We start from the raw sequence: 14,596 nt of genomic DNA, 5'->3' as shown, positions 1-14,596 counted from the left end.
TCATCATGTTTTCAAAGTGCGTCACGCGTTTCGCGTGCGCGACGGCGTTGCTGGTCAGTCCTTGGCTGACGGCGGCGTCGCATTCGCAGACCCTCAATCTCGGGGCGGCGCTGCAGCGCGCGCTCGCGACCAGCCCCCGCTTGACCGCCGCCGAACGCGATATCGGGATCGCGACGGGCCAGCGCATTCAGGCGGGGGCGCTCCTCAATCCGGAACTGAGCTACGAACAGGATAACTCATTCGGTTCGGGCATCTATCGCGGGACGAAGTCGGCCGAGACGACGCTGCAGATCAGCCAGCTTTTCGAGCTGTTCGGCAAGCGCGAGGCCCGCATCGCGGCCGGCCAGGCCGGCGTCAACGGGGCGACGATCGAGCGCCAGGCGGTACGTCTGCAGATTCTGTCGGAAACGGCCATCGCGTTTCTGAACGTGCTCGGGCTGCAGCGGCGGATCCAGATCCTCGACGAGCAGGTCGCCGCCCTTGAGCGGCTGACGCCGTTGCTTCAGCGCCGGGTCGATGCCGGTGCTTCGTCGCCTGCCGAGACCGGTCGCGCCGAAGTCGCAGCGGCGCTGGTGAAGGCCGATCGCGAGCGCACCAAGGCGAACCTGGCCAGCGCGCGCCGCGAACTGGCGGTGCTCATGGGCGACACTTCCCCGAAGTTCGGCAACGTCTCCGGACGCCTCGACGCCACCACCCGCGCGCCGCCGTTTCAGACGGTGATCGCCGCCATCGACGCCAACCCGCAACTGGTGCGCTGGAATGCGGTTTATGCGCAACGCAACGCCGAACTGCTGCTGGCGCGGCTCAGGCCTTATCCTGACGTTCGCCTTTCAGCCGGATGGCGACATTACAACGAGACCAACGACGACGCGGTGCGGCTCAGCCTCACGGTTCCGATCCCAATCTTCGATCAGAACCAGGGCAACATCCTCTCGGCACAGCAGAACCTCGCCAAGACGCGGGCGGAACGCGAGGCGAACCGCAACACGCTGATCGTCGTCGCTGGACGGGCCTACGACAACGTACAGGGCTCGCTGCGGGAACTCGCGATACTTCGCGACTCCGGCATCCCGAAGGCCCAGGCCGCCTCCAACGAGATCGAACAGGGCTACGGCGCCGGGCGCTTCTCGCTGCTCGAAGTGTTGGACGCGCTGGCCAACGTCACCCAGGCTCGTCTGCGGGAGCAGGAGGCGCTGCAGAACTACCACGTCGCCGTTGCCACGATCGAAGGACTCGTCGGCAATCCCTTCGCTCTGGCGCGGGAGAGCGCACGATGAAGACTTCGAGTGCAATCGTCCTCGCCTTGGTCGCGGCTGCCGCCGGCGCCTTCGGCTATCGCATGCTGACACCCAAGGACGCACCCGCTGCGACGCAGCAGGTCGCCAAGCAGGATGCCAAGGAGGAGAAGGCCGGCAACGAGCACGCCGAGAAGGACGAACATGGCGCCGACCGCATCGTGATCAGCGATGTCAAGTTGGCGGCAGCAGGCGCCACCTTCGCCGAAGCGGGCCCGGCGACCCTGACCGAAACCTTGTCGTTCAATGGCGTCCTGCGCGCCAATCAGGAGACGGTGGTCCAGGTCACGCCGCGCTTTCCCGGCATCGCGCGTGCGATCAAGCGCCGGATCGGCGACGTGATCGGCAAGGACGATCTGCTGGCATCCATCGAGAGCAACCAGAGCTTGACGGTCTATGATCTCAAGGCGCCGATCGCCGGCACGGTGATCGACCGTCAGATATCGCTCGGCGAATACGTCTCCGAGCAGAAGCCATCATTTGTCGTGGCGGACCTGTCGACGATCTGGGTCGACCTGTCGATCTACCGCCAGGATCTTAGGCGCGTCCGGATCGGGGACGAGGTCCTGATCGATCCGGATGACGGCGTCGGCGACATCAAGGGCAAGATCTCCTACTTGGCGCCTGTCGGCGCAAGCGAGACCCAGACGGCGATTGCCCGAGTGATCCTGCCGAACCCGGAGGGGAGGCTGCGGCCGGGACTGTTCGTGACCGCTCGTCTGGTGCTGGCCGAGCGGAAGGTGCCGGTCGCCGTCAATGCCGGCGCGATCCAGACCTTCGAAAACAAGACCGTCGTATTCGTTCGCGAAGGCGACGACAAGCTCGAAGCGCGGCCTGTGGAACTCGGGGACGCCGATCAGAAGTTCGTGGAGGTTCGGGCGGGAGTAAAGGCGGGCGAGAAGTACGTGGCCCAAAACTCATTCGTCGTGAAGGCGGAGATGGGCAAAGGAGAGGCCGAGCATGATTGAGCGCCTCATCGAATTCTCCATCCGCCAGCGTTGGCTGGTGATCCTGTTCGTGTTGGGACTGTTGGCCTTCGGCGGCTGGAATTTCACCCGTCTGCCGATCGACGCGGTGCCGGACATCACCAACGTGCAGGTGCAGATCAACACACAGGCACCAGGCTATTCGCCGCTGGAGACCGAACAGCGCATCACGTTTCCGGTGGAAACGGCAATGGGCGGGCTGCCCAAGCTCGAATACACCCGCTCCTTGTCGCGATATGGCCTCAGCCAGGTGACGGCGGTCTTCCAGGACGGCACCGACATCTACTTCGCCCGCCAGCTCGTCAACGAGCGGATCCAGCAGGTCAAGGATCAGCTCCCCGCCGGCGTCGAAGTTGCCATGGGCCCCGTCGCGACGGGCCTCGGGGAAATCTTCCACTACTCGGTCGAAGCCAAGCCGGGTGCGAAGGCGCCGGGCGGCAAGGAGTTCACGCCGAGCGATCTGCGGACGATCCAGGACTGGATCATCAAACCGCAGCTCCGCAACGTGCCGGGCGTCATCGAAGTCAACACGATCGGTGGGTTCGAGCGCCAATTCCACGTGCTGCCCGATCCGGGCAAGCTCATGGCCTACAAGCTCGGTTTCCGCGACGTGATGACGGCGCTCGCCGCCAACAACGCCAACGTCGGCGCCGGCTACATCGAGAGGAACGGCGAACAGTATCTGGTCCGGACCCCGGGCCAGGTCGCCAACATCGCCGAGATCGAGGATATCGTCATTGGCTCGCGAGGCGGCGTCCCGGTCCGGGTGAGGGACGTGGCCCAGGTCGCCGAAGGCAAGGACCTCCGCACGGGCGCAGCGACCCTCAACGGAAAGGAGACGGTTCTCGGTACCGCCATGCTGCTGATCGGCGAGAACAGCCGTGCGGTGGCCCAGCGGGTTCAAGCCAAGCTGAACGACATCGCCAAATCGCTTCCGGACGGCGTCGTCGCCCGCGCGGTCTATGACCGGACCCACCTCGTCGACGCGACGGTCAAGACGGTCGAGAAGAATCTTGTCGAGGGCGCGATCCTCGTCATCGTCGTGCTGTTCCTCATCCTCGGCAACTTCCGGGCAGCCCTGGTCACGGCCTGCGTCATCCCGTTGTCGATGGCGATGACGGTCACCGGCATGGTCGAAACGAAGGTCAGCGCCAACCTGATGAGCCTCGGGGCCATCGACTTCGGCATCATCGTCGACGGTGCAGTCATCATCGTCGAGAACTGTCTCCGATTGCTCGCGGAGGCGCAGCATGAGAAGGGCCGGCTGCTGAGCCTGGAAGAGCGGCTGGAGACGATCCGCAACGGCTCGGCAGAGGTCATCAAACCGAGCCTATTCGGAACGCTGATCATCGCGGTCGTCTACCTGCCGGTGCTGACCCTGACAGGGGTCGAAGGCAAGATGTTCACGCCGATGGCGCTGACCGTGCTGATGGCGCTTGCCGCAGCGGCGCTGTTCTCCGTCACCTTCGTGCCCGCAGCCGTCGCGATCGTGGTCACCGGCAAGGTGTCTGAGAAGGAGAACTTCTTCATGCGCGGCGCCAAGCGCGTCTATCTGCCGCTTCTAGACCGTGCGATCGCCTTCCGGGGCGTCGTGGCGGTCTTGGCGGTTGTGATCGTCGGCGCGAGCTTGTTCGCCGCGAGCCGCATGGGTGGCGAGTTCATCCCGAGCCTCGATGAGGGCGACGTCGCTTTGGCCGCGATCCGGATTCCCGGAACGAGCCTGACGCAGTCGCTAGATCTGCAGATGGCGCTGGAAAAGAGGATCCAGCAACTCCCCGAGGTGAAGGAGTTCTTCACCCGGACAGGCACGGCTGAGGTCGCTACCGATCCGATGGCGCCGTCGATGTCGGACGGGTACGTCATGCTCAAGCCGCGCAGCGAGTGGCCGGACCCGGAGAAGCCGAAGGCGGAATTGGTCGAAGAGATCGAGAAGGCCGCCAACGACATTCCCGGCAGCAACTATGAGGTATCGCAGCCGATCCAGTTGCGCGTGAACGAGCTGATTTCAGGCGTCCGCAGCGACGTCGGCATCAAGATCTTCGGCGACGACCTCGACGTGCTGCAAGGAGCGGCCAGTCAGGTGCAGTCCGTAATTCAGGGCATCCGAGGGGCTACCGACGTGAAGACCGAGCAGGTCGCGGGCCTGCCGATCCTCACCGTCAAGCTCGACCGGCGGGCCCTGTCCCGCTACGGCCTCAGTGTCGGCGATGTCCAGAACATCGTGGAGATCGCCGTCGGCGGAAAGAGCGTCGGCAAGCTGTTCGAGGGAGATCGTCGCTTCGACATCGTCGTACGCCTTCCGGAGCGGTTGCGCGGCAACATCGAAGCGATCCGTGCGATCCCGATTCCGTTGCCTGCCGAGGAGCCTGGATCGGCTCCGATCACCAAGACCGCTTTGTCGGCAGCGCTCGGAGTACAGCCCCGTTACGTGCCGCTATCGTCGGTAGCGACGGTCGATTCCGCGCCAGGTCCGAACCAGATCAGCCGCGAGAACGGCAAGCGGCGCATCGTGGTGACGGCCAACGTACGCGAGAGGGATCTCGGTTCTTTCGTGTCCGAAGCGCAGGGCGCGGTCGCGCAGAAGGTCAAGCTCCCGGCGGGCTACTGGATCGGCTGGGGAGGGCAGTTCGAGCAACTGGTCTCGGCGACCAAGCGGCTGACCATCGTAGTTCCGGTGGCGCTGCTGCTGGTACTGCTGCTGCTCTTCATGAGCTTCGGATCGATTGCCGATGCGCTTCTGGTGTTCAGCGGTGTGCCGCTGGCGCTGACCGGCGGCGTGCTGGCGCTGCTGCTGCGAGGTATCCCGCTGTCGATCAGTGCGGGCGTAGGCTTCATCGCACTCTCCGGCGTCGCGGTGCTCAATGGCTTGGTCATCATCGCTTTCATCGAAAAGTTGAGACACGAAGGAAGGTCCGTACTCGAGGCCGTTCATGAAGGCGCGGTGACCCGCTTGCGCCCCGTGCTGATGACGGCGCTGGTCGCCTCGCTGGGCTTCGTTCCCATGGCGATCGCGACGGGCGCCGGCGCGGAGGTGCAGCGGCCGCTGGCCACCGTCGTCATCGGCGGCATCATCTCCTCGACTATCCTGACGCTGCTGGTGCTGCCGGCCCTTTACGTGCTGTTCCGGAAGGACTCCGCGCCGGCACCTCGACCGGAAAACACCTTGGATGACGCTGCGCAGGGAAGCCACGCATGACCGAGGCTGCTCAGAAGATGAGACTTCGGGTCGGCGGGATGGACTGCGCGGCCTGCGCCACGAAGATCGAGAATGCCGTTTCGCGGATGCCCGGGGTGCGGGGCGTCGAAGTCTCGGTGACTGGCGGAAGCGTTTCGGTCGAACATGAGGGGGCTATCCAGCGGGAGGCGGTCAGCCGCCAGATCGCGGCCTTGGGATACGTCGTCGAGGACGATCGCCCCAAGGGGAAAGGGGAGCCGGCGCACCATTATGATCATGGCGATGACCATGATGGTCATGGCCACGGTCTTCAACAAGCCGCCGACGGCCGGGAACCATGGTGGCGGTCGAGCAAAGTTGACGCGACGATCGCAAGCGGAACGGCGCTGGTGGTCGCCTTCGCCTTGGGAAAGGGCATCCCCAGCATCGAGAGTTGGGCCTTCCTGCTTGCGATGCTGGTCGGGCTGGTCCCCATCGCCAAGCGAGCATTTTCGGCGGCCTTCGCCGGAACGCCGTTCTCGATCGAGATGCTGATGACCATCGCGGCCGTTGGCGCGGTCTTCATCGGCGCGACGGAAGAAGCAGCGACTGTCGTTTTCCTGTTTCTGATCGGTGAACTTCTTGAAGGTTTCGCTGCGGGGCGCGCGAGGGCGAGCATCCGGGATTTGACCAAGCTCGTCCCGAAGATCGCCCGTCTCGAACAATCCGATGGCCAAGTCAGCGAGGTGGAAGCCGAGACGCTGTCCGTCGACGCTCTGATCCAAGTTCGCCCCGGCGATCGCATTCCTGCCGACGGCGTCATCGTCTCCGGAGACAGCGCCGTCGACGAGGCACCCGTCACCGGCGAGAGCACGCCGGTCCGCAAGAAGACGGGGGAGGCAGTATTTGCCGGCACCGTGAACGGAGAGGCTCTACTCCGGATCAAGGTCACCGCCGCCGCCCAGGACAACACCATCGCCCGTGTCGTCAAGTTGGTCGAGGAGGCCCAAGAATCGAAGGCGCCCACGGAGCGCTTTATCGACCGTTTCTCGCGCTACTACACGCCTGGCGTGGTGGTGGTCGCCACGATCGTAGCGGTCCTGCCGCCACTCGTTTGGGCAGGCGCAACCTGGCGCGAATGGATCTACAAGGGATTGGCCATCCTCCTGATCGGTTGTCCGTGTGCGCTGGTGATCTCGACGCCGGCGGCGATCGCCGCGAGCCTCGCATCCGGAGCGCGCCGCGGTCTGCTCCTGAAGGGCGGAGCCGTCCTCGAGCGCTTGCGCGACGTCACCGTCGCCTGCTTCGACAAGACGGGAACGCTCACCGCGGGCAAGCCAAAGGTCACGGACGTCGTCGGATTTAGTCACGAAGAGGTCGAGGTCTTGTCCATTGCCGCGTCGCTCGAGCGCGGCTCCAGCCATCCTCTCGCGCTTGCCATTTTGAAGGCGGCCTCCGCCAAGGATGCTCGGCCGCAGCCGGTTGAGAACTTCGTAAACCTGGCGGGAGAAGGCGTTCGGGCAGTGCTGGGGGGACGAACGGTTTTCCTTGGCTCACCCGCTGCGGCCGAACGGATCGTCGCGCTCTCTGAGGAGCAGAGAGATCTCGTCGAGGCGTTCAACGAACGAGGAAAAACCGTATCCGTCCTCGTCATCGATCAAGAGGCCGCCGGCTGCATCGCCATGCGGGACGAGTTGCGCAGCGATGCGGTCGCGGCTCTGCGTCGCCTGGCCGACGCCGGGGTCCGTTCGGTGATGCTAACGGGCGACAATCCCCGTACCGCCGCCGCCCTTGCGCGCGATCTTGGCATCGACCATCGCGCGCAAATGATGCCGGAGGACAAACAGCGCACCGTCGAGGCCTACAAGAACCAGGGCGAAGTCGTCCTGAAGGTCGGCGACGGCATCAACGATGCGCCGGCTCTCGCCGCCGCGGATGTCGGCGTGGCGATGGGTGGCGGCACCGACGTGGCGCTCGAGACCGCGGACGCCGCAGTCCTTCACGGACGCGTCGCCGACGTGCCAGCCATGATCGAACTGTCCAAGCGGACGATGGGAGTCATACGGCAGAACATCTCGATCGCACTGGGACTGAAGGTGGTCTTTCTGGTCACCACGGTCGCGGGGATCACCGGACTTTGGCCCGCAATCCTTGCCGACACCGGCGCGACCGTATTGGTCACCATGAACGCGCTGCGGCTGCTTTCGATACCGGGCAGCCGTGGGGCGGGCGAGGGGGCGTCTACATGACCGCCAACGGGGTCCAAACCAGCGACCGCGACCTGCGCCTCGACCTGTTTCGGGGACTGGCCAACTGGGCGATCTTCGTCGACCACGTTCCGAACAATGCGGTCGCTTGGATCACGGCCCGAAACTACGGTTTCAGCGATGCTGCCGAACTGTTCGTGTTCGTGTCCGGATATACCGTGGCGTTCGTTTATGCGCGAACAGCAAGGGCGAAGGGCCTCCTTGCCGCCGCCTTGGGCATTCTCGGCAGAGCATGGCAGCTCTACGTCGCCTACATCCTGCTGTTCGTCTTCTACGTCGTCACCATCGGATACGTCGCACAACGGTACGGCCACGCCCACCTGCTCGACGAATTCAACATCCGACTTCTCATTCGAGACCCGGTCGAGTTCCTCAAGCACGGGCTCTTGCTCGAATATAAGCCGCTAAACCTCGACGTCCTGCCGCTCTACATCGCGTTGATGTTCGCGTTTCCGCCGCTGCTGTGGGTCCTCATGAGGTGGCCCAACGTCGCGTTGGCGATCTCGGCGGGTATCTACGTCGCAGCACAGGCATGGGGATGGAATCTACGGGCGTATCCTGCCGGCCACTGGTACTTCAATCCGTTCGCATGGCAGTTCCTGTTCGTCATCGGCGCGTGGGTTGCGGTCGGGGGCGCGACTACGGCGAGGGGGCTCATCTATGCGAGGACGACACTTGCCGCCGCCTGTCTCTTTCTCCTGTTCGCCGCGATCGTCACACTCGCAGCGCGGACCGGCCACGCGGAAATGATCGTCGAGCCCGTCCGGTCGCTGTTCATTCCGAACAACAAGACGCATCTGGCGCCGTACCGCGTCGTCCATTTCCTGGCGCTCGCGATCGTCGTCTCGCGACTGATTCCGAAAGAGGCGCCGTTCTTGTCGGCTCCTTGGCTTCGGCCGCTGCGGCTGTGCGGAGAGCGATCGCTCGAAGTCTTCTGCGTGGGCGTATTCCTCGCCTTCGTCGCCTACTTCGCCATCGACCTCGTCTCCGATTCGCTCGCCTTCCAGATCGTCGTCAGTGTCGCCGGCATCGGCATCATGATCGCCTTCGCCTATTTCAAGACATGGACCAGGGAGTTTCGCGCCACAACCGGCCGAAGGGCCGTCGAGCCCGAAGGGATTCGACAGCCACGACTAGCGCAAAGGGAGCGATGAGATGGGTTTCGACCAATACCACGAACCGCCGCAGGAGCTTTCGCAGGAGGTCCGCACCTTCGCGCGGATGATGGCTTCGCTGATCGAGGAAGCCGAAGCGATCAATTGGTACGAACAACGGATGTCGGTCGAGAAGGATAAGAAGGCTAAAGCCATCATGGCGAACGCCCAGAAGGAGGAATTCAAGCATTTCGGGATGAACCTCGAATTCCTGCTGCGACGGAAGAAGGAGTGGCGCGAGGAGCTCAAGGGAATCCTCTTCACGCAAGGCGACATCGTCAAGCTCGGCGAGAAGGCCGAGAAAGCGGTCGACTGATCGCATGACTGCCGGAGCAGCCGGAATGGAACGACGTGGAGACCAGCGCCGGAGGGTTCTCAAGAAGGGATCGATCGAGTTCGGAAGCTCCGCGATCGATTGCTCCATCCGGAATCTCAGCGATCGCGGCGCGATGTTGGAGGTTGAAAGTCCGCTCGGCATCCCTCGCGAATTCACGCTTGTGGTGCCGGCGGACGGAACGCGGCGCACCTGTCGTGTCGCGTGGGTCAAGGAGAAGCGGTTGGGCGTGGAGTTCGAAGAGTGAGTTCGGCTCAGCAGCGGAGGCGCAAATGAGGAAGTATGGACTCTTTTTGGCGCTGGGAAGCATCTTGAGTCTGATCGCGGCCATAGGCGCCGCCGAGGGTCGCGGCAGTATCGCGAGCGAACGACCGTATGCCGCGGAGCACATCGATCTGCTTCCGGTCGACATCCGTCACGGTCTGGCCCGTCTGGAGCGTCCATGCGGCGGGAAAGCTGCAGCGACGCACTACTTCTCTACGACCATCGACGTCGGCGGCCTGCACTTCAGGTCGTTGCATTTCGAAAACTTCGCCTGCGAACGGCGAGAAGCGATCTGCCGGGCGGAGCGATGCCTTCATGAAGTCTACCTAGAGCGGGGTGGCCGTTCGCGCCGTGTCTTCAACGCCTATGTCGACGACATGAAGCTGATCAACGCCGGCGGGACCGTCGGATTGGAGCTCGAGGGAGGCCGGCGGGCGATATTACGTTGGAACGGGCGCACATTCGCGCCTGTCCATTCATTCGGAAAGGGCCAAGAGCGGTGACGTCATCGATAATCTCGCATCTTCATTTCGGTGGCGCCGATATCTCCCTCTGGAAGAAGTTCCGGCTGTTCTTCACTGTGGGCGTCGTCGTGCTGCTTCTGAGCGCGGCGAAAGTCGCGGTCCACTACTTCGGATTCGAGTTCCTGGATCTCAACGGCCTGTTGACCAGCGGCATAGGCGGCGCCGTGTTCATCGTCGGCTTTCTGTTGTCGAGCATCCTCCAGGACTACAAGGAGGCGGAGAAGATCCCGGCCGATCTCAGGAATTCCATCGAGGCGATTGAGGGTGACCTGGCTTGCTTCGCGCAGACCAACGATGCCTTCGACCTGCGGAAGGCGCGGCTGTTGTTGCTTGCCTTGATCGACAGGCTCCGCGAGGGCCTCGGGCACAAAAACGGCCACAAGAACGTTCCTCCCGCCCTCGATGAGCTGGCCAAACTGACGCCGATCCTGGGCCGGCTCGAGGGCATGGGTATGGCCGCGAACTTCGTCGTCCGCCTCCGGACGAACCAGGACGTGATCCGGAGGGCATTGCTCCGGATCTACACCATTCAGCGCGTCGAGTTCGTGCCGTCCGTGCACGTGCTGGTGCAGACGCTGGTGTTCTCGATCGTACTGCTGCTCCTGCTGCTGAAGACGGAAGGCGACCCGGCGTCAGCGCTGCTGTTCGGCTTCATCACCTTTATGTTCGTCTACGTCCTCTACCTCGTCCGGCTCCTCGAGCAGCCGTTCGCCAAGGGGCACGGCTCGGTGGACGACGTAAGCTTTTTCCTGCTCGACGAGCTCGAGCGAAACCTCCGCCGAGCGCTCGAATATCCGGACGGCGGCGCCCAAAATACGACCACGACGGGAGATTGACACATGCACGGAGGAGGATCCGTCGGAACGGCCGGCGCTAAACACGCGAAGAGGCTCGCCTGGGCCCTCGCGATGACCGCGACCTACATGATCGCGGAGGTCATCGGAGGACTTGTGACCGGCAGCTTGGCGCTGCTCGCGGACGCCGCCCATATGCTGACCGACGTCGGCGGACTCGCGCTGGCGCTGCTCGCGATCCGCTTCGCCGCCCGCGAAGCGACCCCGCAGCGGACCTTCGGCTATCTGCGCATGGAGGTCCTGTCGGCGCTGGCTAATGCGGTCGTGCTGCTGCTGCTGACGGTCTACATCCTGTACGAAGCCTACCAGCGCTTCCAGTCGCCGCCGGAGGTCCTCAGCGGACCGATGCTCATCGTCGCCGCCATCGGCCTGGCCGTAAATCTGGTCAGCATGTGGCTGCTTTCGAGCGGGTCGTCCGAAAGCCTGAACGTCAAGGGCGCGTACTTCGAGGTGCTGAGCGACATGCTCGGATCTATCGGCGTGATCGTCGCCGCGCTGCTCATGATGTGGAAGGGCTGGGTTCTCGCGGACCCGATCATCGGCGCCGGCATCGGACTGTTCATCGTGCCCCGGACGTGGTCGCTCCTTAGTCAGGTCACGCACATCCTGATGGAGGGGACCCCGCCCAACGTCGATACCGCTGCGATCGAGAAGAAGCTTCTTGCCATCCCGGGAACCGTGGCCGTCCACGATCTGCACGTCTGGACCGTCACGTCCGGCTTCGACGCCATGAGCTGCCACCTCGTCGTGGCCGACATGTCGGCCGGGCGGGAGGCGCTGCGGGAGGCCCGGAACCTGATGAAGGCGGAATACGGAATCGAGCACACGACGATCCAGATCGAGGACGAGGCCATGAGAGGCGAGGAAACCGTACTCCATGTCTGAAACGGGTCACCGTAACGCTGGTCCCGTCGGCAGCACCGACCATGATCATCGGCATCATGACCGTCACGATCATGGCGCCGACCGGCACGGACATGACCATGATCATGGCGGGCTCGGTCACGTCCACGCTCCGGCGAGCTTCGGCAAGGCCTTCGCCATCGGCATCGGGCTGAACACCGCCCTGGTCGCGGCCGAAGCCGTCTATGGCTACCTCGGAAACTCGACGGCACTGATGGCGGACGCCGGGCACAATCTGAGTGACGTACTCGGCCTGGTCGTGGCCTGGGCCGCGTCAGTCGCCTCGAAGCGGGCGCCCAGTGGTCGTTTCACCTACGGTCTGAAGGGGGCGTCGATCCTGGCTGCGCTGGCGAACGCCGTGTTTCTTCTCGTCGCGACCGGCGCCATCGGATGGGAATCCATATTGCGGCTGTACGAACCGGAGCCTGTCGCCGGCCTGACCGTGATGGTGGTCGCCGCCATCGGCATCGTCGTCAACGGCGCCACGGCCATGCTGTTCGCGAGCGGCCGCAAGGGCGACATCAACATTCAGGGGGCGTTTCTGCACATGGCAGGCGACGCCGCCGTTTCGGCCGGCGTCGTGGCGTCAGCAGCGCTCATCCTCTGGACCGGTTGGCTTTGGCTGGATCCTGGAATGAGCCTGGTCATCTGCGCCGTCATCCTGTGGAGCACATGGAGCCTTCTGCGCGGCTCGGTCGCGATGTCATTGAGCGCGGCACCGTCCGGAACCGACATGGAAGCCGTCCGGTCATTTCTGCTGCAGCGGCCGGGCGTAGCCAAGATCCACGACCTGCATATCTGGCCGATCTCCACGACGGAAACGGCGATCACGTGTCATTTGGTCATGCCTACCGGACATCCCGGCGACGATTTCCTGATGGAATCGGCCCGGCTGCTCAGGACAGAGCACAAGATCGGACACGCGACCCTGCAGATCGAGACCGACGAGAACAACGCGTGCGCGCTGGCGCCCGACGACGTGGTCTAGCGTGGATGAGGGAGAGGACGACAAGCTCGAGCGCCTTCACCGTCTGAAGTCGGCGCTCGATATCGAGATCGACGTGGGAAACGAAAGAGGGAGGGTAGCATGCCCGAACTGTCCGCACGATGGCGACTGGCGAACGGAGGTCGGCGGCTGGGTGTTTTCCTGCGAGGAATGCGGTGTGCGCGTAGACGGCAGATTTCCTGCCAGACGCGTCGCGAATTGAGGGCGGTCGTGACAAAGGAGGCTCCGAAGGGCAGGGGATGGGCGGAAGGGTTCGACAGCCAAATATTCGGGAAGGGGCTGAGGTTACTTTTCGTGGCCTGCAGCCTGCTGTGCTTGCTGGGTTCACCGTCGTTCGCCCAGAGCGCCCGTGAGTTCGCGCGGGAAGGGTTCGCGGCAAAGGACAGGAAGCAGTTTCCGCTGGCCATCCAATTGTTCAGCGAAGCCATCAAGCAAGGGCAATTCACTCCCGAGCAACGCGGCTTCATCCTGTACGGGCGAGGGGTATCGTATGACGCGCTCGGACTGCGCGGTCTCGCCTTGGGCGATTTCGACGCCGCGATAGCGCTGTTGCCCGACTTTCCGAACTCCTACGTCTACCGCGCGCTGGCGTGGACCGATCGACGGGAATTCGACAAGGCACGCGACGATCTACTACAAGCTCTCCGGCTGAACCCGACCAGCGCGCTCATTCACAACAATCTCGGATCGGTCTACGAACGCAAGGGAGAGGTGGACCGGGCCATCGAAAGCTATGGGGAAGCCATTCGGCTGGATCCAACGGCGGCGCAAGCCTTCTACAACCGCGCCCATGCCTTCATCGCGAAGCAGGATTATCGGGCCGCGATATCGGACTACGACCGGGCGGTCGACCTGCAGCGTGACTTCGCGGACGCCTACAGCAACCGGGGCGGCATGTATCTCCTGCTGGGCGACACCGACAAGGCGATCGGAGATTTCGACGAGGCGATCCGTCTCAAGGGCACCGATCCGATCTTCTGGTCGAACAGGGCGAGCGCCTACATGACGATGGGACGCTACAAGGACGCGTTGGCCGATTTCGACCGCGCCCAAACGATCGATCCCGGCAACGCCGCGACCTATCTCGGACGGGGACGAGCGCGGCTCTATTCGGACGAGATCGCGGGGGCGATCGAAGACTTGCGTGTCGCTGCGAGACTGAGGCCGACGAACGCCTTTCCCGCGATCTGGATGCACATCGCCCGCATCCACCAGGGCAATCCGGACCGCGAGGAACTTGAGCGCAACGCGGCGAGGGTGGATCGCACCCAGTGGCCGGCTCAGGTCCTGGACTTTTACTTGGGCAAACTGGACATGGACCGGGTGCGCCAAGACGCCGGCGGCGGTGTGGGCGCCGAAGGCGAAAGGCGGCTCTGCGAGGCGGATTTCTTCGTCGGTGAGTTCCTGAGTCACGGCCAACAGAAGGCGGACGGCCGCCGGATGCTTCGGAAGGTTGTGGATCGGTGCCGTCCCGTGGACATCATCTTCGCCGCTGCTCAAGCCGAGCTACGCGACGACAAAGAGGCGAGGTAGAGGACGCGCATGTCGTCGTCCGCGGGGTTCCTTTAATTTCGACACGAGAGGACGGTCGGTGGTTCGCCACGATAGTGAAAAGGAGGACGCGAATTCCCGCAGCATGTCCAAGGTTCAGCGCGTCTTCTTCGTTGTTGGACTATTGGTGCTCATAGCGTTGTCGGCCAGTTCGGCCGGCATCCTGCTGCATCGCGCGTTTCCCGACAGCTACTGGGTCACGCTAGTCGGTCCTCTGGGCGCAGCGGTCGCCGTGATCGCTCTACGAAAACTGTTCGTCGGCTGAGTTCGGCGCAAACTCCCGGGTCCTTGAGGAGAGGAGCCG

The 14,596-nt window shown here is 63.8% G+C and carries 13 protein-coding genes; all 13 read left to right on the top strand.

From position 1 onward, the window contains the following. Positions 1-5 precede the first annotated feature (5 nt). The 13 genes from ihpA (at position 6) to AC3WLX_RS01510 (ending at position 14,557) form a co-directional block, all read left to right on the top strand. Positions 6-1,277, top strand: a complete 1,272-nt coding sequence (ihpA, locus tag AC3WLX_RS01570) for a divalent metal ion exporter subunit IhpA (RefSeq protein ID WP_028136448.1) — start codon at positions 6-8, stop codon at positions 1,275-1,277. Further along, positions 1,274-2,263, top strand: a complete 990-nt coding sequence (gene ihpB, locus AC3WLX_RS01565; RefSeq protein WP_028136447.1) for a divalent metal ion exporter adaptor subunit IhpB — start codon at positions 1,274-1,276, stop codon at positions 2,261-2,263. Before ihpA ends, ihpB begins: the two co-directional genes overlap by 4 nt. Then, positions 2,256-5,477 (top strand): efflux RND transporter permease subunit, encoded by a 3,222-nt coding sequence (locus AC3WLX_RS01560; RefSeq protein WP_049820121.1) that lies wholly within the window; start codon positions 2,256-2,258, stop codon positions 5,475-5,477. Before ihpB ends, AC3WLX_RS01560 begins: the two co-directional genes overlap by 8 nt. Next, positions 5,474-7,684, top strand: a complete 2,211-nt coding sequence (locus AC3WLX_RS01555) for a heavy metal translocating P-type ATPase (protein ID WP_028136446.1) — start codon at positions 5,474-5,476, stop codon at positions 7,682-7,684. The genes AC3WLX_RS01560 and AC3WLX_RS01555 overlap by 4 nt, the downstream gene beginning before the upstream one ends. Continuing rightward, positions 7,681-8,856 (top strand): OpgC domain-containing protein, encoded by a 1,176-nt coding sequence (locus tag AC3WLX_RS01550; protein ID WP_049820120.1) that lies wholly within the window; start codon positions 7,681-7,683, stop codon positions 8,854-8,856. The genes AC3WLX_RS01555 and AC3WLX_RS01550 overlap by 4 nt, the downstream gene beginning before the upstream one ends. A 1-nt stretch (position 8,857) precedes the next feature. After that, entirely contained in the window at positions 8,858-9,172 is a 315-nt protein-coding gene (locus tag AC3WLX_RS01545; protein WP_028136445.1) for a ferritin family protein, read from the top strand. A 25-nt stretch (positions 9,173-9,197) separates the two neighbouring features. Beyond that, a complete protein-coding gene (locus tag AC3WLX_RS01540) occupies positions 9,198-9,437 on the top strand; it encodes a PilZ domain-containing protein (RefSeq protein ID WP_028136444.1) in 240 nt (79 codons plus the stop codon). A gap of 25 nt (positions 9,438-9,462) precedes the next feature. Continuing rightward, positions 9,463-9,957, top strand: a complete 495-nt coding sequence (locus AC3WLX_RS01535) for a hypothetical protein (protein WP_028136443.1) — start codon at positions 9,463-9,465, stop codon at positions 9,955-9,957. Further along, positions 9,954-10,814, top strand: coding sequence for a hypothetical protein (locus tag AC3WLX_RS01530; RefSeq protein ID WP_028136442.1), 861 nt, complete (start codon positions 9,954-9,956; stop codon positions 10,812-10,814). The genes AC3WLX_RS01535 and AC3WLX_RS01530 overlap by 4 nt, the downstream gene beginning before the upstream one ends. Before the next feature lie 3 nt (positions 10,815-10,817). Beyond that, positions 10,818-11,717, top strand: coding sequence for a cation diffusion facilitator family transporter (locus AC3WLX_RS01525; RefSeq protein ID WP_028136441.1), 900 nt, complete (start codon positions 10,818-10,820; stop codon positions 11,715-11,717). Then, positions 11,710-12,723, top strand: a complete 1,014-nt coding sequence (locus AC3WLX_RS01520) for a cation diffusion facilitator family transporter (protein ID WP_028136440.1) — start codon at positions 11,710-11,712, stop codon at positions 12,721-12,723. Before AC3WLX_RS01525 ends, AC3WLX_RS01520 begins: the two co-directional genes overlap by 8 nt. A 312-nt stretch (positions 12,724-13,035) precedes the next feature. Continuing rightward, on the top strand, positions 13,036-14,274 hold the full coding sequence (locus tag AC3WLX_RS01515) for a tetratricopeptide repeat protein (RefSeq protein ID WP_162006317.1): 1,239 nt from the start codon (positions 13,036-13,038) through the stop codon (positions 14,272-14,274). A gap of 103 nt (positions 14,275-14,377) precedes the next feature. Next, positions 14,378-14,557, top strand: coding sequence for a hypothetical protein (locus tag AC3WLX_RS01510; RefSeq protein ID WP_028136438.1), 180 nt, complete (start codon positions 14,378-14,380; stop codon positions 14,555-14,557). Positions 14,558-14,596 lie beyond the last annotated feature (39 nt).

It is taken from the genome of Bradyrhizobium sp. FW305-F6 (genome assembly GCF_058782905.1).
This window is presented reverse-complemented; position numbering and strand designations above follow the sequence as displayed.